This is a genomic window from Pseudidiomarina donghaiensis, assembly GCF_900116895.1.
GTDB lineage: Bacteria > Pseudomonadota > Gammaproteobacteria > Enterobacterales > Alteromonadaceae > Pseudidiomarina > Pseudidiomarina donghaiensis.
Map to the genome: position 1 here is coordinate 48,240 of NZ_FPCF01000002.1, position 21,291 is coordinate 69,530.

Consider the following 21,291-nt stretch of genomic DNA (forward strand, 5'->3'; position numbering starts at 1 on the left):
TATAGTGTGCGCGCACTCCTTGCACCGAGCCAAATCTCTAAGCAAAGCAGTTAGCGCTATCAAACACACGCTGTTTAACTTTGTTTTTTTTATGGAATTGACATTAAATTATTTATAAAGAATAAACAACAAAAAATGGCAGCACTGCTGATGGGCAGCTCTCAGAATATGTTGCATCACTCCGACCACACTGCATATTCATTACCGCTTGGATCGCTGAAATGAAATCTGCGCCCACCGGGGAAGCTGAAGATCGGCATCACAATGCTGCCACCGGCCTGTTCGACGCGTTGCAACGCATCTTCAAGATGTGCGCTATAGAGCACAATCAGCGCACTGCCGTTGCTGGTTTGCGCTTGCAGCTCAGAGCGATAAAAGCCGCCATCAAGACCAGCGCCCTGAATGGATGCATAGTCCGGGCCGTAATCGATAAATGTCCAACCGAATGCCGCGCTGAAGAACGCCTTGGTGCCCTCAAGATTACTTGCCGGCCATTCCACGTAGTTTATTTTTTCAGACATCGCCTGCCCCTCAATGCGATAGGACCATGGTGTTGTATTATCGTGAGCGGTTATTTTCCGATTTGATTTGCAATATCGGCAGTATGTGATTTCTACTTAGCCGATGGTGCGTTGCATTTTTATATTTATCGTCATGTGCATTGAGCAATAACGCGATCAAGAGATTTCGACTTGGTACAAACTGAATCAGAGCGGTGTAACCATAGTCAGTGCTGCCGCCCATTTGAATGATGGCTTCACCATTAATTTCGACCTGAGCTAAACTGCCTAGCAACCATCGTTCATTTGCTTCCTTAAAAACTAAATTGGACGACTCTGCGGGAAATATCGTTCCATTTTTAAGTGCCGCCGACCAAATAGCTAAATCATCAATTGACGTAACCATACCGCCAGCACCAACTAACGCCCAAGTTAAGCCTTTTTCAAAAGTACTAGCACCTGAGTCAGTTCCTCCATAGCCGCGAGCTATGTTATTAACTAATACGCGTTGATCTTGATAGAATCCGGTATTACTCAACTGCAACGGACTCAATAAATTGTCGTGAACGTAATCTCGAAAGGGTTGCTCACTAACCTTCTCGACAATAGCAGCCAACAACGTATAGCCCGCATTGGAATAGGCTATTTTCTCACCGGGCTTTGCAATTAACGGCATAGCTAAGATTCTGCGTTCCGCCTGAGCCTTATCCATTAATTCAAAGTCAGAATCATTATGAAAGTTATCCAAACCACTTGAATGCCCTAAGAGCTGCATAATGGTTATGGGCTTTACATCTTCTGGGGCCGTTGGATAAAAATCTCCAATTGTGTCAGAAAGCTGCAACCTTTCATTATTGACCAGTTGCAGCACGGCTGCGGCGGTAAAGGTTTTCGCAATTGAACCCATATCAAAGATAGTTACGGCACTATTTTTCACAGAGCCTTCTCTGTCTGCATAACCAAATGCACTCTGATATAAAACAGTATCCCCTTCAGCAACCAGAATCACGCCATCAAAAGTTCCCGCTTCGTGTTCTTGCCGAAGCTCATCTGCCAAACTTGCAATAACGGGTTTATCGGATTGAGTAATTGTAGATACATTACGATAGTTAGGTGCCGCACTGCACGCTGAACACGTCAGGATAAATAAAAGTATGGCGAGTCGATTCATGATAGTCCTAAGTGAATTAGCGCCTCGGGCTGAGGCGCTCAGCGTCTTACGGCCTTGCCTTGTCATGACTTTTTAACTTCTGAGTAGTCAGCAAAGAATTTATCGTCTGGACATGGTATCTCGCTTAACTCGAACCAAGATATCGTATTCGCCAACAGAGGAATTATTGCCACACCGACCGCCGCCGGATTAATGTTGCTTTTAAGGCACATCGTTGTGTTAGGAATAAGAGTTACATCGTAACTAAATGCGCGGCTACCATTTGCCTTGACCTGAAAACTATATGTCCCCGAATCCATTTTGACTTTCATGAATTGGTTATTATCAATGGAGCCAAAATACTGATCATTAAACCCAATGAGCATAGCGTTCGCACCGGCAGCAAATGCTGCTGGTCGAATAAAGATAACTTCTGATTGATCGTTACCTTCAGTAGCAAGCTGCATGTTTGGAGAGACCGAAGAACAGGCCGACAAAAACAGCGCCGTTACTGACAGTAAAATTTTATTTTTCATGTAAGTGACATCTCCATTTTGGTGGCGTCGCGCCAACTGGTTGACTTTTAGTTGTATCAATTTTCCTGCCATAGAGCGGTAACCGGGCTGCATAGCCATAGCAACAAACTTTGCTCTTTCCTGCGGAATATAGCGACGACGGCGTTGTTCGCCAGTGAAAATTTCTATACGCTCCATAGACACTCCTTAAAGATAGGTCTAAGCCTATCGCTTAACTAATGAGTGCCCGTTTTAAAAAGTGGCTAAAACACATAACGCCCCGAGTACCAGTACGAGCTTTCTAGCATTCGGCAGCCGAAGGTTGCGCAGTGATGCGCTTGGCTATGAGTATATGCCACTTTGCAATAATTCCCGTAGCTTAGATGAGCTTAGAGGGTGTATCAGTTGGCGGTTCTGCATAATCCGGCAAACCAGCACATCCAGCGACTAGGCATACCAATAAAACAATGTTAAATCTCAAAATAACTCCTCAGGAACACATAACGCAAAGCACATGGGCGACAAGCCGCGCAGCGGGTTGGCGTCCCAGCGACCAACGGGAGCGAGTGATGCGTATTGTTAGGCATTTTTTACACCTAAAACTGACCACTGCTGCCAAGAACCTAGAGCAAACAGGCCGCCAATAAACAAACATATACCAGAACTAATTAACCAAAATGCCAGGCTATTTTCTGGGAACATTGGCATTAACCCGACGAAAGAAACGCCACGAATTAAAAATATACTGGCAATGAGGATTAGCGCCAATTTTGTTAGAGGTAAACGTTTAATTGCGCCTGCGCCCGACAAACCATAAAGCGCCCAAACCAAAAGCACCATGACAATGACAGAGGTTACAATTGTCGGATACCAAAGCCCTTGCTCTGCCATCCGAGCCATCTGCTCGCCTGCACCAAAGAAACGATACCAATCGCCTCCGAACACAATACAACCCAAATGAGCAAGTGCAGCAGCGAAACAACATATTGCGGCAGCCAGAAGATACTTATTACCCGTAGAATGCATCTTTCCTCCGTGAATGCCTAACGCTTGCAGCAGCGGCCGAGCGTAGCGAGGTCCAGCCCCAAAGGGGCGTTGCTGACTGCACTTGTTACATGCCTACCACTCAATTTGAATTTTTGTACCGACATTTACCAAATCCATAAATTCATCCATTTCGGAGTTTGTAATGGCAATACAGCCGTTTGTCCAATTGAAGTGCTGCGAAATTGGAGCAAGCCAACCTAACCAATTACGCTGCCCATGAACCATAATAAAACCGCCTGGCGAAACGCCATTTTTCTCAGCATTAGCTGTATCAACTGCATTTGGATAGCTGACATGCATGGCTCTGTAGAATGAAGAGTCTTCTTTCTTGTAATCAAGTGTATATTCACCTTCAGGCGTCTTTTCATCACCTTCTTGTTCTTTATGTCCTTTAGGATTGGCTCCAAGGGCAATGTCATAAACCTTCACTATTTCACCGGCTGACAATAAGTACATTTTCCTTTCGGATTTGTCGACTTTAACCAGATCTACCCCAGCAAAAGCTGTTTGAGTAACGAACATCAAAATTAGCAGGATATATTTCATAGCATGTAACGCCTCAATAACCGGCGCGCGCTTTTTGCGCGTCCGGCGCCGAAGGCGCGTAGTTAATTGACTTGTTATGCTTATTTACTAGCCAAAGTTGTACGAACGCGCCTGTAATAAAGCTTGCCCACAAAAAAGCGAACAACTGTAGTGTAATAGTAATGGCCAGTAGAGTTGATGGTGGCTCCGACTGCCCAGGCATTGTTGCTATGAGATAAACCAAAATCGCCATCGGAGTTGATAATACCGTTGCATAGACTGCACCCGGCTTAATATTGGGCGATTGTTGCTTATGGATTGAATTACCCAAAGCTGTATAAGCAGCAAGCTGAAATAGAAATACTAAGATACTGAATAGGAAAACTGCAGGTATCGAGCGGATGGGCGCATTGTCTGGAGTTCCGTCAGGATTCGTAAAACTGTAAGTGAAGACAAACCACACAACCATAGCGAAAGGTACAATGAAAGAACTCATTGCTGAAGCGACTATGTATTTAGGTTTATTCTCCATAACTCTCACTGAGCATAACGCCTGCAGCAACGGCCGCAATGGAGCAGCGAAGCTGCGGAATGGAGGTCCAGCCCCGAAGGGGCGATGTTGCCTGCACTTGTTACACGTTGCGGACTATTTAAAAACACCGTTATCTCCTGCCTGCGCAAAGATATTGCCAAACCTAAGCTCTTGCTCTGTGAGCTGATATTGCAGGAGCACTACAACAGAGTAACCAGACTCATGATCTAGAGCGATTGCTATAGCGTCTGACTTTTCGCCGGTTTCTGGTAACGGGACACGGACATCATAAACTAAGGCGGTGGCTTTATATTCCCCTGACTGTGCTGCTGAGATGAAGGCCTGCTGAAGCATTGAGATAACTTCAGATGATGGAGGGTGCTCATCACCATCGTAAGCTGCAACACTAACTATTTCTCCGGATGGCGTCATTGCACCTCCGTAGGGGAAGAACTCACCATGCTGGGCTAGCAGCTGCTCTGCCAATGGCAATACGGCATCCATGAGTTGTTGTGATTCGGCTTTCCCTTGCTCCATGCTGCCTCCAAAGCAAAATGTTGAAAATAATAGGATTAATGTAGCGATGCTTAATTTCATAGTGACGTGTAACATTTGTATAGTGTTCTAGCACATGTCGTAATCGTTCGGTTTACTTGGTAACTCACCAAAAACAAAATAAAAACCATCCAAAAAGTCGCCTTTTCTTGCAAGCAAAGTAAGCACGCTCACTTTGCTTTTCGACTACGCCTGATAACACTATTTTTGTTTAAATTATGTAATTGAAAATAGGACATATTTATCCTCCATGCAAGCTTTAAGTGTGCGACTTTGAGCCGTGAAGCGTGCCGATTGATCGATTATGCTTAACTCACGATTATCAAAAATCATGGATGTTAATGATGCCGAGCCCTTTTATTGAAAAGCTTCGCGCTGATATGCGATTGCGTGGCTATAGCTTAAAAACTGAGAAATCTTATTTAGGTTGGATACGGCAGTTTATTTATTTTCATAAAAAGCGACATCCTAATGATATGGGTGCAGAAGAGGTGAAGTCCTTTTTAAGCTGGTTGGCGAATGAGCGCCATGTTGCTGTTAATACGCAAAAAGTTGCTCTAAATGCTTTGGTGTATCTTTATCACAAAGCGCTTAATCACGAACTGGGAGATCTCAATTTTAGCCTGGCCACTAAACAGCGTCAGTTACCTGTTGTGCTCTCACCTGAGGAAGTTCAGCGTATTTTAAACCAGCTTAGTGGTCGCAATAAGCTGATTATCGAACTCCTATACGGTAGCGGTTTGCGTGTAAGTGAGGCGCTACAACCTGCTGTGAAGGCGGCGAAAATCTTTAAAAAGGTCAATTGTCATACGTTTCGACATTCGTTTGCCACCCACTTATTACAAGCAGGATGCGACATTAGAACAGTGCAAGAGTTGCTAGGGCATAACGACGTGAGTACAACTCAGATTTATACCCACGTCATTGGTCAACATTATGCGGGCACAGCTAGCCCGCTTGATCGGCTGTTCAGCAATGAGTAAAACGATGGGGTTACTCCACCGTTACCGATTTAGCCAAGTTACGCGGCTGATCCACATCGGTGCCTTTAATAATGGCCACGAAGTAGGAGAGCAACTGCAGCGGAATGGTGTACACAATAGGTGCAATCAGCTCGTCACAGTGGGTGACGTTGATCACGCGCATGCTGTTGTCGCCTTTGAAGTGAGCATCTTTGTCAGCAAACACATACATGATGCCGCCACGGGCGCGAACTTCTTCCACGTTTGACTTCAGCTTCTCTAGCAGCTCATCGTTTGGTGCGACCACAATCACCGGCATGTCGGCATCAATGAGTGCTAATGGGCCGTGCTTTAACTCGCCAGCGGCGTAGGCTTCAGCGTGAATGTATGAAATTTCTTTCAGCTTCAGCGCGCCTTCCATTGCAATGGGGTACTGTGTGCCGCGGCCTAAGAACAAGCTATGGAATTTGTCGGCAAACTCGGGTGCTAAGGCCTCAATAGCGTCGCTTAACAGCAGGGCTTCTTCTAATTTTGCTGGCAAGGTTTTCAGTGATTTGATCACGGTTTCTTGCTGCTCTGCGCTCATGCCGCGGAACTGGCCAATCGCCAAAGTAAGCATGAGCAAGCCAACTAGCTGCGTGGTAAAGGCTTTGGTTGAGGCCACACCAATTTCAGTGCCAGCACGGGTCATGTACGCCAAATCTGACTCACGCACCATGGACGAGGTACTCACGTTACAAATGGTTAAGCTGCCTTTGTAACCAAGCTCTTTGCTTAAACGCAGTGCCGCTAGGGTGTCAGCAGTTTCACCAGACTGTGAAATAGTCACCAACAAGCTATTGCGGTGCACGTGCGAGGTGCGGTAGCGGAATTCTGAAGCAATTTCCACGTTGCACGACACACCAGCCATAGACTCAAGCCAATAGCGTGCCACCATGCCGGCATGATAAGACGTACCGCAAGCAACAATTTGTACGTGCTCAATGTCTTTCAAAAGCTCTAATGAGCCGTTACCGAAGACATCATCGGCCACATGGCCATCGACAATACGGCCTTCAAGTGCGTTACGCACCGCACTTGGCTGCTCGTGAATTTCTTTGAGCATAAAGTGGCGATATTCGCCTTTACCGCCTGCATCATAGTTGCCGTCTGACTCGTGAATATCGCGCTCTACACGAGTGCCTTTCGCGTCATAAACTTTCACTTCAGTACGGTTAATGTCCGCCATGTCGCCTTCTTCAAGGTACATGAACTTGTGGGTCACTGGCAGCAAGGCCAATTGGTCAGAGGCAATAAAGTTTTCGCCAATACCTAAGCCGATAACGAGCGGACTTCCTGAGCGCGCCACTACTAATCGGCCAGGTTCACGGCAATCCATCACCACGGTGCCGTATGCGCCTTCAAGCTGTTTAATGGCAGCTTGCACGGCTTCAAACAAATCGTCGTGGGTTTTGCGTTCGTGATGCACCAAGTGACAAATCACTTCGGTGTCGGTGTCCGAGGCAAAGGTATAGCCCAAGCCTTTCAGTTGCTCGCGCAGTTTTTCGTGGTTTTCAATAATGCCGTTGTGTACCACAGCTATACAGTCATCAGAAATGTGTGGGTGGGCATTGGCCTCGGTAACACCGCCATGTGTTGCCCAGCGAGTATGAGCAATACCGGTCGTTCCCGATAGTGGGTGCTCACCAACCGCGTCTTTCAATGCTTGTACTTTACCGGTACGGCGTACGCTTTCAATTACGCCTTGATCGTTCAATACGGCTAAGCCGGCCGAGTCATAACCACGGTATTCAAGGCGCTTTAAGCCTTCTAATAAAATTTCGCTAATACGGCGCTCTGAAGTTGCACCAACAATTCCACACATAGTTCTTATCCTTTTTTCACTGGGCGTTGCCAGCCTGTAATATTCCGTTGTTTGCCGCGCGCAACGGCTAATTCTTCATCTTCGACATTCTTGGTTACCGCAGAACCGGCGCCTACTGTTGCGTTTTTGCCTACGCGCACCGGGGCGACTAATGAGCTGTTCGAGCCAATAAACGCGCCATCATCAATTTCCGTGACAAATTTATTCACGCCGTCGTAGTTACAGGTAATAGTGCCTGCACCAATATTTACCCCAGCACCAATCATGGCATCGCCAAGGTAGGTTAAGTGGCTGGCTTTAGAGCCTTTACCCATACGGGTTTTTTTAATTTCAACAAAGTTGCCAACTTGCACACCTTCGGCTAACTCAGCACCAGGGCGCAAACGCGCATAAGGCCCTACAGCACAGTTTTCGGCTAATACGGCTTCTTCAATAACACTATTGGCTTTAACCCGTGAGCCTGCGCCAATTTTGCAATTGCGCAGCACGCAGTTACTTTCGATAACCACGCCTTCGCCAAGTTCCACACGGCCTTCAAAAATAACATTCACGTCAACCACTACGTCATTGGCAATAATCACCTCGCCACGCACGTCAACGCGTACGGGGTCCATTAACGTGGCGCCATTTAACATTAATTGCTCGGCCTGCCATGCTTGGTAAGCTCGCTCTAAGCCTGCCAACTGCACCCGGTTATTCGCCCCTTCCACTTCACTAATAGCCTGTGGTTGCGCAGTGGCAATATTCACACCTTCGTCAGCTGCCATAGCAACAATATCGGTTAGGTAGTATTCGCCTTGGGCATTATTGTTTGACAAATTGCCGAGCCAGCGCTTCAAAGCCGCACCCTTTACCGCCATCATGCCGGTGTTTACTTCGCTAATGGCCAGTTGCTCGGTATTCGCGTCTTTTTGCTCAACAATTCCCACTACGGCACCGTTTGCGTTGCGCACAATACGGCCGTAACCGGTTGGGTCGGGCAGGGTAACAGTTAATAAAGCTAAATCGGTATTGATTGCAGCATCTAACAACCCCTGCAGGGTTTCTTTGCGCGTTAGCGGTACGTCGCCATATAAAATCAATACAGTTTCATTATCGCCTAGGTGCGGCACCACTTGTTGCACGGCATGGCCGGTGCCAAGCTGCTGCGCCTGTTCGACAAAATTCAATTGCTGCCCAGCGAGTTTATCCATTAAGACATCGCCACCATGACCATAAATAACATGCACGTTTTCAGGCGCAAGCGTGCGCGCAGTGTCAATTACATGCTGAACCATGGGCTTATGAGCAACCGGGTGTAATACCTTAGGTAAGGCCGAACGCATACGCGTGCCTTTGCCTGCGGCAAGTACAACAACACTCAGAGACATGAATCCTTCCGTTTCTGTTTAGTAAATTAAGCGTCTATTTTAATGCTGTTTACAACAAATTAACAGGCGAAAAAAAGACCCACAAACCAAGATTTGCGGGTCTTTTCGTTTTTTTAAAGCTGGCGTGCTGATTATTTGCGTAATTTACGAATAATCTGCAACTGAGCCATCGCTCGAGCCAGTTCTGCTGCTGCTTCTGCGTAGCTTAAGTCAGAACTTTGATCTGCAATTGCTTCTTCAGCGTGTTTCATAGCTTCCAGAGCTTTTTGTTCGTCAAGCTCTTCACCACGAATGGCTGTGTCAGCAAGGACCGAGACGTTATGCGGCTGCACTTCAAGCACACCACCAGCAACGTAGATGATTTCTTCTTCGCCACCTTCTTTAACCACACGAACCATACCTGGTTTGATTGTGGTTAACAGCGGGGCGTGACCTGGGTGAATACCCAGCTCACCTTCGCTACCGGTCACTTGCAGGGTCTCAACGGCACCTGAGAACAAACGTTCTTCGGCGCTGACCACATCAAGCTGTACAGTTTTAGCTGCCATTTAAACCTCCCGGTTTATTACATTTTCTTGGCTTTTTCGACCGCTTCTTCGATGCTACCAACCATGTAGAAAGCTTGTTCTGGAAGGTCGTCGTAGTCACCGTTTAAGATGCCTTTAAAGCCAGCGATGGTATCTTTAAGCGATACATATTTACCTGGTGAGCCAGTGAATACTTCAGCAACGAAGAACGGCTGTGACAGGAAGCGCTGAATTTTACGCGCACGGGCTACGGTCATTTTGTCTTCTTCAGACAATTCGTCCATACCCAAGATAGCGATAATATCTTTCAGCTCTTTGTAACGCTGCAATACTGACTGTACGCCACGTGCTGTGTCGTAGTGCTCGTTACCGATAACCAGCGGGTCCAACTGACGTGACGTTGAATCCAACGGGTCAACCGCAGGGTAGATACCCAGTGACGCGATGTCACGTGACAATACTACGGTCGCGTCTAAGTGAGCGAACGTGGTTGCTGGCGACGGGTCGGTCAAGTCATCCGCAGGTACGTATACCGCTTGGATTGACGTGATTGAACCCGTTTTGGTTGAAGTAATACGTTCTTGTAGTACACCCATCTCTTCTGCAAGAGTTGGCTGATAACCTACCGCAGACGGCATACGACCTAACAATGCAGATACTTCGGTACCGGCAAGTGTGTAACGGTAGATGTTATCTACGAAGAACAATACGTCACGGCCTTCGTCACGGAACTTCTCAGCCATAGTCAAACCGGTTAACGCAACGCGCAAACGGTTACCAGGAGGCTCGTTCATCTGGCCATAAACCAGCGCAACTTTGTCCAGTACGTTTGAATCTTTCATTTCGTGATAGAAGTCATTACCCTCACGCGTACGCTCACCAACACCTGCGAATACTGAGTAGCCGCTGTGCTCGATAGCGATGTTACGGATAAGCTCCATCATGTTTACGGTTTTACCTACACCCGCACCACCGAACAGACCAACTTTACCACCCTTAGCGAACGGACAAATCAAGTCGATTACCTTGATACCGGTCTCTAACAGTTCAGTTGCACTTGACTGTTCTTCGTACGACGGTGCAGCACGGTGAATCGACATACGTTCTTCTTCACCGATATCGCCCGCTTCATCAATTGGCTCACCCAATACGTTCATGATACGACCTAGGGTTTGTTTACCCACTGGTACCATGATTGGCTCGCCGGTGTTTTGAACGGTAATTCCACGACGCAGACCGTCGGTAGTACCAAGTGCGATACCACGCACAATACCACCGCCTAACTGCTGCTGAACTTCCAGGGTCAGACCCTTGAGGTCACCGTCGGTCACCTGCAGCGCGTCGTATACCTTTGGCACGTCTGTTTGTGGAAATTCGATATCCACAACCGCGCCAATAATTTGCACGACCTTACCTTGACTCATGACATTTCCTCTAACTCTAAAATTCTTGCAAGCTTCGCCTTAAACCGCTTCGGCGCCCGATACAATTTCCGAAATTTCCTGTGTGATCGCAGCTTGGCGCGCTTTGTTGTACACCAATTGCAACTGATCAATAAGGTCTTCGGCGTTGTCGGTAGCGGCTTTCATTGCCACCATCCGCGCTGCCTGTTCACTAGCGATGTTGTCCACTACGCCCTGATACACTGTCGCTTCTACATAACGACGAATCAGCAATTCTAAAATGGGCTGTGGATTCGGCTCATACAAGTAGTCCCAGCTACCTGATTGAACTTCGTCACGAGACTCAGCTTTTGGCAACGGTAGCAACTGCGCTACTGTTGGCTCTTGCTTCATGGTGTTCACAAATTTGTTGTACACCACAAACAGGCGGTCAATTTTGCCTTTATCAAAGGCATCTAACATTACCTGTACTGTCCCGAGCACATCATTCACGCTTGGCTTATCGCCCAAGCCTGATTTTTGCGCCAGTAAACGGCCTCCAAAGCGTTTAAAGAAACCCGTAGCCTTGTTACCAATCGCTGCAAAATCAACATCTACACCGTTGTCTTTGTATGCTTTTGCGTGCTTAACCACCGCTTTAAATTCGTTGGTGTTTAAGCCGCCGCACAAACCGCGGTCAGTTGAAATTACAATGTAACCAACTCGTTTTACATCGCGTTCTTCTAAGTACGGATGCTTATATTCTAAGTTGGCATGGGCAACATGGCCGATCACCTTGCGAATGCTGTCGGCATACGGACGGCTAGAAGCCATACGTTCCTGCGCCTTTTTCATTTTAGACGCAGCAACCATTTCCATTGCGCTGGTGATCTTCTGAGTATTGTTAATACTCCCGATCTTGGTTTTTATCTCTTTACCGCCGGCCATGATATTCTCCTGTTAACTCAACGACTTGTGGCTACACACCCGTGTAGCCACGCTCCGCTTACCAAGACTGCGTCTTCTTGAAGGTTTTCAGGCCTTCGTGCAGCTTCGCTTCGATGTCGTCGTTATAGTTGCCAGTTTTATCAATATCAGCCATTAGTTCAGCGTGCTCGCTACGCATGTACGAAATTAACGCACCTTCGAAGTCGAGGATTTTGTCTTTCTCTACGTCTTTCAAGTAACCCTTTTCTGCAGAGAAAATAGACACTGCCATTTCAGCCACGCTCATTGGCTTATATTGGTTCTGTTTCATCAGTTCAGTAACACGCTGACCGTGCTCTAACTGCGCGCGAGTTGCTTCGTCTAAGTCTGAAGCGAACTGAGCAAACGCCGCCAATTCACGATACTGTGCTAATGCCAAACGGATACCACCACCAAGCTTCTTAATGATCTTGGTTTGTGCTGCACCACCTACACGCGATACCGAGATACCTGCGTTTACAGCAGGGCGGATACCGGCGTTGAACAAGTCAGTTTCTAAGAAGATCTGACCGTCGGTGATTGAAATCACGTTGGTTGGTACGAACGCAGATACGTCACCCGCTTGGGTTTCGATAATTGGTAGCGCCGTTAATGAACCGGTTTGACCTTTTACTTCACCGTTGGTGTACTTTTCAACGTAGTCAGCGTTTACACGCGCTGCGCGCTCAAGCAAACGTGAGTGAAGATAGAATACGTCACCTGGGTATGCTTCACGACCTGGCGGACGACGTAGCAACAATGAAATTTGACGATAAGCAACAGCTTGCTTCGACAAATCATCGTATACGATTAACGCGTCTTCACCGCGGTCACGGAAGTATTCACCCATGGTACAACCTGAGTAGGCTGCCAAGTATTGCAACGCTGCTGATTCAGAAGCAGATGCTGCAACAACAATGGTGTTTTCCAATGCGCCGTGTTCTTCAAGCTTGCGTACTACGTTAGCGATGGTCGATGCTTTCTGACCGATAGCTACGTACACACACTTAATGCCTGAGTTTTTCTGGTTGATAATGGCGTCGATAGCCAAAGCCGTTTTACCGGTTTGACGGTCACCGATGATCAACTCACGCTGACCACGACCAACTGGAATCATGGCGTCAATTGATTTGTAACCAGTTTGTACTGGTTGATCAACGGATTGACGCTCGATAACACCTGGTGCGATTTTTTCAACTGGCTCAAAGCCGTCTGCGTCAATCGGACCTTTACCGTCAATTGGCTCACCCAAGGTGTTTACCACGCGGCCTAACAAGGCACGACCAACCGGTACTTCTAAGATACGGCCAGTAGATTTAACTTTTACGCCTTCTTGCAAGTCGGCATATGGACCCATAACAACGGCACCAACGGTGTCGCGCTCAAGGTTCAATGCGATTGCGTAACGATTGCCAGGAAGCTCAACCATCTCACCTTGCATACAGTCTGCAAGGCCGTGAATGCGAATAATACCGTCGGTTACAGATACGATGGTACCTTCGTTACGAGCTTCACTGACCACTTCGAACTGTTCAATTCGTTTTTTGATCAGCTCTGCGATTTCATTTGAATTCAGTTGCATGCTCAAGTCCCCAATTAGGATTGCAGTGCGTGTGCAAGTCTATCTAACTTGCCGCGCACCGTGCCGTCGATTACCGTGTCACCAGCTTTAATGTATAAGCCACTGACAATTGCTGCATCGACAATGCAATTCAGCTTAACTTTGCGTGAAAAACGTTGCTCTAACGTTTTCGCTAGATTGTCTTGCTGTTTCTTCGTCAATTTCACCGCAGAAGTAACGTCTACCGCGATTTCTTTTTCGTAGTCGGCGCGCAATTCAGCGAACAGCGCAACCACAGCAGATAAAGCTTTCAAACGACCGTTTTCGGCCATAATGCGAACAAAATTCTGGCCTTTATCGTCCAGTTGCTCACCACATACATTCATGAAAACTTCAATTTTCTTATCTAGCGTTTCAGCGCTACTCAAAAACATGGCCATAGTAGCGTCTTCTGCAACCGCAGTCGCAAACGCCAACATTTCGTGCCATTTCTCGATAGCGCCGTTCTCTACTGCAAAATCAAAAGCTGCTTTTGCATAGGGGCGAGCAACCGTAGTCAATTCTGACATTTGCACAAACCCCTTTGGTTAGAGTTCAGCGACCAGTTTTTCAACAATGTCACTGTGAGCGTCTTTATCAATTTCACGCTCGATGATTTTGCTTGCACCAGCAACAGCCAATACAGCTACTTGCTTGCGCAATTCTTCGCGTAAGCGATTGCGTTCAGCTTCAACTTCAGCATGACCAGCAGCAATAATTGCTTCGCGCTCGGTTTCGCCACGTTGTTTGCCTTCATCAACCGTTTGCTCTGCGCGTTTTTTCGCTTGAGCAATGATTTCGGCAGCTTGAGCTTTCGCTTCTTTAAGTTCGTCAGCAATTTTTGCCTGAGCAAGCTCTAAGTCTTTTTCGGCACGTTCGCCGGCTGCAAGACCATCAGCAATTTTTTTCTGACGAGCTTCAATCGCATTATTAAGCGGAGGCCATACGAACTTCATACAAAACAGTACGAAGACGATGAACGCGATTAATTCTCCGATCAGGGTCATGTTTATATTCATTAACCCCCCCTCCTATAAGTTCTATCGTTCGAAAGTTGAATGGCTTATTAAGCAGCGAACAATAAGAACATGGCGATACCAACACCGATCATAGCAACGGCATCGATAAGACCAGCTAGGATGAACATTTTAACTTGCAAAGAAGGCGCTAATTCTGGCTGACGTGCACACGCTTCCAAGAATTTACCACCCATGTTACCGAAGCCAAGACCAGTACCGATAGCACCGAAACCGATCAACAAAGCTACAGCGATATATTTAAGACCTAATGCTAGTTCCATTGTTTTCTCCAATATTTCAAAGGTTAAGTTAAAAAATAAAAGTTAATACAAAAAATTAATGGCTTTCAGCGCTGGCCATGCTTAAGTAAACAATGGTCAACATCATGAATACGAATGCTTGCAGTATAATAACCAAGATGTGGAACACGGCCCACACAAAGTGCAACGGCAACTGGAACAAGCCAATAGCACCTATCAAGATGAAGATCATCTCGCCAGCGTATAAGTTACCGAATAGACGCAAGGCCAACGAGAACGGCTTAGCGACTAACGCAATGGTTTCTAACAACAAGTTAAATGGAATTAACAGCGCCTGCACAAAAGGATTGCTCGCATGAAACGGGTGCAAAGTTAATTCTTTAATGAAACCCAACACACCTTTCATACGAATGGCGTAGCCGATCATGAGTAAGAACACACCAGCGGCCAAACCAACGGTCATGTTTAAATCGGTGGTTGGTACAATTTTCATGTACACATCGTGCGAGTCCATGCCAAAGAAGGTGGCGCCTACCCAACCCGCAAATGCAGGTAAAAAGTCAACGGGCACTAAGTCCATTAGGTTCATCAGGAATACCCAGACGAAAATGGTCAGTGCTAACGGCGCGATTAATTTGCTTTTACCGTGGAAGGTATCGCGAACGTTGTCTGATACTAGCTCAACGATCATTTCGATAAAGCATTGCAATTTACCAGGTACGCCTGTGTCTGCTTTCTTTGCCGCTGAGCGGAAGATCATCAAAAACAGAATACCTAGTCCAATTGACCAAGCGAGGGTATCAATGTGCCATGTCCAGAACCCGGCTTCACTACACGCTTTATTAAAGGCAATACCATTTTCGGTAGAGCACATTTTGGCGTTAGTTAAGTGGTGCTGGATATGGCTTTGGAGCGTTAACTCTTCTGCAGCCATGTTGTTTCCCACAATTTTAAGTTGATTTTAAAAGTAAAATTGGTGCTAGCCATTGCACAATAAGGGCTGCAGTGTAGCCGCTAACAACCGCGCTTAGCGGGAGCGATGTCAACACCAACAGGCCTACAAGCAAGGCCCCGGCAAGGATTAATTTCAACGCCTCACCGGCAAAAAAGTTACTTACTATGTCTTTTGCAGAACGTGCGCCACCTATTGCGAAAGCGCGCCATGCAAACAGTGCTGTCGGAATAATTACGGCAATTCCGCCACCCACAACACCCCAAAAATATGTATATCCAGCAATGGGTTGTACCAACGAAAACACGCAAGCCAATAAAAATATAGCGCCAATTTGCACGCGAATTAACTTCGCCGCGAGCTGTTTTCCAGTTGCTGTCATTGTTTGTTTCACGGGCTAAAAACCTCGGCTAAAAGCCCGCGATAGTATAAAGATTTGGCGTTGAATTGCAAACAAATTGGGACGGCTAGCTGTCGTGTTCTAATTGAAAATGCGTCAAGATGCCATCAAGCTCATCTAAACTACTGTAATTAATCACGACTTTGCCTTTTCCTTTACGCCCGTGGTTGATAGCCACACTGGCACCAAGGCGTTCACTGATAAGCTTCTCAAGCCGCTGAATATCAGCATCTGGCTGGGGTTTTGCTGCTTTTTCTTTGGCGGGTTCTAATGCTTGGCGAACCAGTTTTTCGGCTTCTCGCACCGTCATGCCTTTGGCGGCAATTTGTCGTGCAATTTCAGCTTGAGGTTCGCCTTCAAGCGCTAACAACAACTTGGCGTGCCCCAATTCAATGTCACCACGCTCAAGCAACGTCTTGGTTTCTTGCTGTAAGTTATTTAACCGCAATAAGTTGGTCACCGTTGCACGAGATTTACCTACGGCGTCAGCAACTTCTTGGTGAGTTAATTGAAACTCGGTGAGTAATCGTTGCAAGGCGGTGGCTTCTTCCATGGCGTTTAAGTCTTCACGCTGAATATTTTCAATCAGCGCGATAGCTACCGCGGCTTCATCGGGTACCGACTTAATTAAACAAGGAACCTCCGGCAAGCGCGCCATTTGTGCGGCACGCCAACGGCGCTCACCGGCAATAATTTCATACTTTTCATGGGCGACTTCGCGCACCACAATCGGTTGAATAATGCCTTGCGCCTTAATTGACGCAGCTAAGTCTTCAAGGGCCTCGGGGGTCATATCTTTACGGGGTTGGTATTTACCCGGCTGCAACCATTCAATTGGCAACTTTTGCAGCTCACCTTTGGTGTAGTCAACTTCGGGCACGGTGTCGTGTTGTTCTTTGTCACGCGCCGTTTTGCTAGTTGTCAGTAACGCGTCTAAGCCGCGTCCAAGTCCTCGTTTTTTGGCAGACATAAAGCGTTTTTTCCTTAAGCTTCAGCCGCTGCTTCGGCCTTTTTTTGTTGTTCTGCGCGGCGAATAAGTTCGCCTGCAAGCGCTAAGTAGGCTTTGGCACCAGCCGATGATTTATCATAGTACATGGCCGGAGCACCAAAACTAGGTGCCTCAGCAAGGCGCACGTTGCGTGGAATAACCGTGCGGTAAACTTTTTCGCCAAAATGCGTTTTCAATTGTTCTGAAACATCGTTCGCTAGGCGATTACGTGGGTCGTACATGGTACGCAGAATACCTTCAATTGTTAAGCGCGGATTCACCGCTTCGGCTAGACGCTCAATGGTATCCATTAATGCAGTTAACCCTTCTAGCGCAAAATACTCACACTGCATTGGCACGAGCACTGAGTCAGCAGCGGCCATGGCGTTAACCGTAAGCATGCTCAAACTTGGTGGGCAGTCGATAAAAATGAAATCGTAATCGTCAACAACTGGCTTTAATGCTTGCGCTAAACGTTGCTCACGGGCAAATTCTTCCATCAGTTTAATATCAGCCGCGGTGGTATCGCTATTGGCGGCAATGAGGTGATATTTGCCATTGGTTTCGCGAATAATCACGTCTTTGGCAGGCTTTTGTTCAATCAACAGTTCGTAGGCGGTATTGTCCACGTCGTATTTATCAACGCCGCTACCCATGGTTGCGTTGCCTTGCGGATCAAGATCGATTAATAATACTTTGCGCCGTGTTGCCGCCATAGAGGCTGCTAAATTCACCGCTGTGGTGGTTTTCCCTACCCCACCTTTTTGATTCGCAACTGCAATAATTCTGCCCACAGGACTAACCTCTCGTTGTAATTATGGCCAAATGGCGTTCGCCATCGGCTTCGGGAACCTGTAATCGAATAATCTGTTCAACCTGATATTTTACTGGAATATCAGCTATTTCTGCTTCTGGGTAGACGCCTTTCAAGGCATAAAATTTGCCCTGATCATTCGGTAAATGCCCGCACCAATTCAGCATATCACTAAGCGAGGCAAAGGCTCTACTTATCACCCCATCAAATTTTAGGTCAGGTTGATAGTCTTCTACGCGGCTTTGCACAGCCGTTACATTCTTAAGGCCCAACTGATGACACACCTGGCGAATAAACCGAATGCGTTTGCCTAAGCTGTCTAACAACACAAATTCTTGGTCAGGGGAGGCAATAGCCAGTGGCAAACCTGGTAAACCTGGGCCGGTGCCAACGTCTATGAAGCGTTGCCCCTGCAAGTGGGGTAATACCACCAAACTATCTAAAATATGGCGACTAAGCATCTGCTGTGGGTCACGCACAGAAGTTAGATTATAGGCTTTGTTCCATTTGTCCAACTGCTGAACCAAGGTGACTAGCTGCTGTTGTTGATGCTCGTTAATATTCAGCGCGGTTTGCGCTAATAATTTTTGTAATTTTGTCAGCATGGTTTACGCGCTTTTCCGCAATAGGCCCTGTTTTTTCAAATGCACGAGCAACATAGAAATCGCCGCTGGTGTAATACCTGAAATGCGTGATGCTTTGCCCACCGTTTCAGGTTGGTGTTGATTTAACTTCGCCACCACTTCGTTCGACAGCCCCTTGATAGTGCCGTAATCGAAATTGAGCGGTAATTTGGTATTTTCATGACGTTGCTGCTTGGCGATTTCGTCTTGTTGGCGCGCAATATAACCCGCATATTTCGTTTGAATTTCAACTTGTTCAGCAGCTTTCTCGTCGGTTAAACCAGGGCCTATCGCGTTAATTTTCATTAACTCGCTGTAGGTAATTTCTGGTCGACGCAATAATTCTTCAGCGTTTACTTCGCGTGTAATTGGCGTTTTAACCAATGCATTAACTTGTTCCACGGCGGGGTGATCTTTATGGATCCAAGTACCGCGCAACCGTTGTTGCTCTTGCTCAATCGATTCGAGTTTGTGTTCAAACGCCGCCCAGCGCATATCATCGACCAATCCTAATTGGCGGCCTTGCGCAGTCATGCGTATGTCCGCGTTGTCTTCGCGTAATAGCAAGCGGTATTCAGCACGTGAAGTAAACATGCGATACGGTTCTTTGGTGCCTAAGGTACTTAAGTCGTCAATGAGTACGCCCATGTACGACTGATCGCGCCGAGGCGCCCAACCGTCTTTGTCTTGTACTTGTAAGGCAGCATTGGTACCGGCCACCAAGCCTTGCGCACCGGCTTCTTCATAACCGGTGGTACCGTTAATTTGGCCAGCAAAAAACAACCCCTGAATATATTTAGTTTCTAAGGTTTGTTTGAGATCGCGCGGATCAAAAAAGTCATATTCAATGGCATAACCAGGGCGCGTTATATGCGCATTTTCAAAACCTCGAATAGAGCGTACTAACTCCACTTGAACGTCAAATGGCAAACTTGTCGAAATACCATTTGGGTAAACTTCGTTCGTGGTTAAGCCTTCTGGTTCGACAAATATCTGATGCGAGTTTTTATCGCTAAAGCGCATAACTTTGTCTTCAATGGAAGGACAGTAGCGTGGGCCAACGCCTTCAATTACGCCAGAATACATGGGCGATCGATCAAGCCCACCGTGAATAATTTGATGGGTACGTTCGTTGGTATGCGTTATCCAGCATGAAATTTGCTGCGGATGATCTGCTTGCGAGCCCATAAACGAAAATACCGGTGTTGGGGTATCGCCAGGCTGTTCTTGCATGACGCTAAAGTCGATCGTTTTGGCGTCAATACGCGGTGGCGTACCAGTTTTTAAGCGATCAACACGTAATGGCAACTCGCGTAAACGGCGCGCTAAATTGTTGGCTGGCGGATCACCTGCGCGGCCACCCTGATAATTATTTAAGCCAATATGAATTTGACCACCTAAAAACGTACCAACGGTTAATACCACTGTTTTGGCTGAAAACTTCAAACCCATTTGAGTTACAACACCAACCACGCGATCGTTTTCAACGATCAGATCGTCACATGCTTGCTGGAACAAACTCAAATTTGGTTGGTTTTCGAGCATATGGCGAATAGCTGCTTTGTACAAAGCGCGATCAGCTTGAGCGCGAGTTGCTCGAACCGCAGGGCCTTTCGAAGAATTCAATGTACGAAATTGAATACCGGCTTTGTCCGCCGCAATGGCCATAGCACCACCAAGCGCATCAATTTCCTTCACTAAATGGCCTTTACCAATACCACCTATAGCTGGGTTGCAAGACATTTGCCCCAGTGTGTCAATGTTGTGCGTAAGCAACAAGGTGTTACAGCCCATGCGAGCTGATGCTAATGCAGCTTCAGTGCCGGCATGTCCACCACCAATGACAATAACGTCATAATGCTGGTGGTAAGTATTGGTATTTGGCATACAGTGCGATCCTAGAACGTCAGTGATGTCTTTAATAAAACGTAGCCGGATATTTTAACCTGAATTGGCTCAGATCAAAACGGTTAAATTTTAGTCGTGGTTTACGGGTTGTTTTTAAGTCAACTGCTTAAGGATCTAAGTAAATAAATTAAGATCTTTTTTTTGATCTTTTTTATTACTCTTACTATTAGCTTTGGGAATTTTGTGGATAACCGAAGCTAAGCCATATCGGGTAAGGATCAAAACGATCCGCTAACATGTGATCAGATCATGATCCTTTCGGTGATCAACCAGTGGATAACTAGGCTACTTATACACAGGGTAAGTTATTCACAGAGTTATGCAGTGGGTATGTACAGGGTTCGTTTGATCTTATACATAGGATTATTCACAAAGATTTGATGAAAGTTTCAAGCCATGTTGATGATTTTTCATCCGGATCATCTTGTGACATATCTATTTCAAGGTGTGTGATCAGGCGTTTTGCACCTAATATCGCGAGCATTGCATCGCAATCACGCCCTGCTGCACAGTAGGTGTCATAGCAGCTGTCACCAACGGCGATAACGCCATATTTGAGCCTAGTTAAGCTGGGTTTGTGTTGATGTAACTCCTCAGCAAAGTCGAGCATACTATCGGCATAGTCACCTGCACCGTGGCTTGCAACGCAGCATAGCCACACAGAGTTAGGATTTAGAGCTTCAATAAGATTTGAATAATCAGGTTCATAATGCATGTTGGTGCTGTGACCGGCTTGCTGAAGTTGGTTGGCGAGTTGATCAGCTAAGTATTCGGTATTTCCAGATGTGGTTGCGACAAGAATGTCGATAGCAGCCATGGGGTTTGTTCCTAC

Annotated in this window: 24 protein-coding genes; 1 reads left to right on the plus strand and 23 read right to left on the minus strand. The window is 46.7% G+C overall.

What is annotated here, in order from left to right:
* Positions 1–176: 176 nt before the first annotated feature.
* From BM334_RS06125 to BM334_RS06155, 7 genes are all read right to left on the minus strand, one after another.
* A complete protein-coding gene (locus tag BM334_RS06125; RefSeq protein ID WP_092839495.1) occupies positions 177–521 on the minus strand; it encodes a VOC family protein in 345 nt (114 codons plus the stop codon).
* A gap of 37 nt (positions 522–558) precedes the next feature.
* Complete coding sequence (locus tag BM334_RS06130) at positions 559–1,671, minus strand: serine hydrolase domain-containing protein (RefSeq protein ID WP_092839498.1); 1,113 nt, start codon at positions 1,669–1,671, stop codon at positions 559–561.
* A 62-nt stretch (positions 1,672–1,733) separates the two neighbouring features.
* Positions 1,734–2,363 carry a hypothetical protein gene (locus BM334_RS06135; RefSeq protein WP_092839501.1) on the minus strand — a complete coding sequence of 210 codons (630 nt, stop codon included), beginning with the start codon at positions 2,361–2,363 and terminating at the stop codon, positions 1,734–1,736.
* A 381-nt stretch (positions 2,364–2,744) separates the two neighbouring features.
* Positions 2,745–3,191 carry a hypothetical protein gene (locus BM334_RS06140; protein ID WP_092839504.1) on the minus strand — a complete coding sequence of 149 codons (447 nt, stop codon included), beginning with the start codon at positions 3,189–3,191 and terminating at the stop codon, positions 2,745–2,747.
* Positions 3,192–3,284: 93 nt separating this feature from the next.
* Positions 3,285–3,758, minus strand: a complete 474-nt coding sequence (locus BM334_RS06145) for a L,D-transpeptidase family protein (protein WP_092839507.1) — start codon at positions 3,756–3,758, stop codon at positions 3,285–3,287.
* Between the two features lie 13 nt (positions 3,759–3,771).
* Positions 3,772–4,269 carry a hypothetical protein gene (locus BM334_RS06150; protein WP_092839510.1) on the minus strand — a complete coding sequence of 166 codons (498 nt, stop codon included), beginning with the start codon at positions 4,267–4,269 and terminating at the stop codon, positions 3,772–3,774.
* 114 nt (positions 4,270–4,383) lie between these two features.
* On the minus strand, positions 4,384–4,866 hold the full coding sequence (locus tag BM334_RS06155) for a hypothetical protein (protein WP_126801839.1): 483 nt from the start codon (positions 4,864–4,866) through the stop codon (positions 4,384–4,386).
* A gap of 293 nt (positions 4,867–5,159) precedes the next feature.
* On the opposite strand from BM334_RS06155, the gene BM334_RS06160 reads away from it, so the two are divergent.
* Entirely contained in the window at positions 5,160–5,807 is a 648-nt protein-coding gene (locus BM334_RS06160) for a phage integrase N-terminal SAM-like domain-containing protein (RefSeq protein ID WP_275069488.1), read from the plus strand.
* A 10-nt stretch (positions 5,808–5,817) separates the two neighbouring features.
* Here BM334_RS06160 and glmS read toward each other — a convergent pair whose 3' ends face one another.
* From glmS to BM334_RS06240, 16 genes are all read right to left on the minus strand, one after another.
* Positions 5,818–7,650 carry a glutamine--fructose-6-phosphate transaminase (isomerizing) gene (gene glmS / locus BM334_RS06165; RefSeq protein ID WP_092839518.1) on the minus strand — a complete coding sequence of 611 codons (1,833 nt, stop codon included), beginning with the start codon at positions 7,648–7,650 and terminating at the stop codon, positions 5,818–5,820.
* A 5-nt stretch (positions 7,651–7,655) separates the two neighbouring features.
* Positions 7,656–9,020, minus strand: coding sequence for a bifunctional UDP-N-acetylglucosamine diphosphorylase/glucosamine-1-phosphate N-acetyltransferase GlmU (gene glmU / locus BM334_RS06170; protein ID WP_092839521.1), 1,365 nt, complete (start codon positions 9,018–9,020; stop codon positions 7,656–7,658).
* Positions 9,021–9,151: 131 nt separating this feature from the next.
* Positions 9,152–9,568 (minus strand): F0F1 ATP synthase subunit epsilon, encoded by a 417-nt coding sequence (locus tag BM334_RS06175; RefSeq protein ID WP_055439922.1) that lies wholly within the window; start codon positions 9,566–9,568, stop codon positions 9,152–9,154.
* A gap of 17 nt (positions 9,569–9,585) precedes the next feature.
* Positions 9,586–10,971: a F0F1 ATP synthase subunit beta gene (gene atpD, locus BM334_RS06180; protein ID WP_092839524.1), complete on the minus strand. Its 1,386-nt coding sequence runs from the start codon at positions 10,969–10,971 to the stop codon at positions 9,586–9,588.
* Between the two features lie 39 nt (positions 10,972–11,010).
* Entirely contained in the window at positions 11,011–11,877 is an 867-nt protein-coding gene (atpG, locus tag BM334_RS06185) for a F0F1 ATP synthase subunit gamma (RefSeq protein ID WP_092839527.1), read from the minus strand.
* Positions 11,878–11,935: 58 nt separating this feature from the next.
* On the minus strand, positions 11,936–13,477 hold the full coding sequence (gene atpA, locus BM334_RS06190; RefSeq protein WP_055439919.1) for a F0F1 ATP synthase subunit alpha: 1,542 nt from the start codon (positions 13,475–13,477) through the stop codon (positions 11,936–11,938).
* A gap of 14 nt (positions 13,478–13,491) precedes the next feature.
* Positions 13,492–14,025 (minus strand): F0F1 ATP synthase subunit delta, encoded by a 534-nt coding sequence (atpH, locus tag BM334_RS06195; protein ID WP_092839530.1) that lies wholly within the window; start codon positions 14,023–14,025, stop codon positions 13,492–13,494.
* An 18-nt stretch (positions 14,026–14,043) separates the two neighbouring features.
* Complete coding sequence (atpF, locus tag BM334_RS06200; protein WP_092839533.1) at positions 14,044–14,514, minus strand: F0F1 ATP synthase subunit B; 471 nt, start codon at positions 14,512–14,514, stop codon at positions 14,044–14,046.
* A gap of 47 nt (positions 14,515–14,561) precedes the next feature.
* Positions 14,562–14,795 (minus strand): F0F1 ATP synthase subunit C, encoded by a 234-nt coding sequence (gene atpE, locus BM334_RS06205; protein ID WP_055439916.1) that lies wholly within the window; start codon positions 14,793–14,795, stop codon positions 14,562–14,564.
* 55 nt (positions 14,796–14,850) lie between these two features.
* Positions 14,851–15,708, minus strand: coding sequence for a F0F1 ATP synthase subunit A (gene atpB / locus BM334_RS06210; protein ID WP_092839536.1), 858 nt, complete (start codon positions 15,706–15,708; stop codon positions 14,851–14,853).
* 16 nt (positions 15,709–15,724) lie between these two features.
* Positions 15,725–16,120 carry an ATP synthase subunit I gene (locus tag BM334_RS06215; RefSeq protein WP_241970935.1) on the minus strand — a complete coding sequence of 132 codons (396 nt, stop codon included), beginning with the start codon at positions 16,118–16,120 and terminating at the stop codon, positions 15,725–15,727.
* Positions 16,121–16,193: 73 nt separating this feature from the next.
* A complete protein-coding gene (locus tag BM334_RS06220) occupies positions 16,194–17,096 on the minus strand; it encodes a ParB/RepB/Spo0J family partition protein (RefSeq protein WP_092839539.1) in 903 nt (300 codons plus the stop codon).
* Positions 17,097–17,110: 14 nt separating this feature from the next.
* A complete protein-coding gene (locus tag BM334_RS06225; protein ID WP_092839542.1) occupies positions 17,111–17,908 on the minus strand; it encodes a ParA family protein in 798 nt (265 codons plus the stop codon).
* Between the two features lie 4 nt (positions 17,909–17,912).
* Entirely contained in the window at positions 17,913–18,533 is a 621-nt protein-coding gene (rsmG, locus tag BM334_RS06230; RefSeq protein WP_092839545.1) for a 16S rRNA (guanine(527)-N(7))-methyltransferase RsmG, read from the minus strand.
* Between the two features lie 3 nt (positions 18,534–18,536).
* Positions 18,537–20,438 carry a tRNA uridine-5-carboxymethylaminomethyl(34) synthesis enzyme MnmG gene (gene mnmG, locus BM334_RS06235; protein WP_092839548.1) on the minus strand — a complete coding sequence of 634 codons (1,902 nt, stop codon included), beginning with the start codon at positions 20,436–20,438 and terminating at the stop codon, positions 18,537–18,539.
* Between the two features lie 388 nt (positions 20,439–20,826).
* Positions 20,827–21,276, minus strand: a complete 450-nt coding sequence (locus BM334_RS06240) for a flavodoxin domain-containing protein (RefSeq protein WP_092839551.1) — start codon at positions 21,274–21,276, stop codon at positions 20,827–20,829.
* Positions 21,277–21,291: the final 15 nt, after the last annotated feature.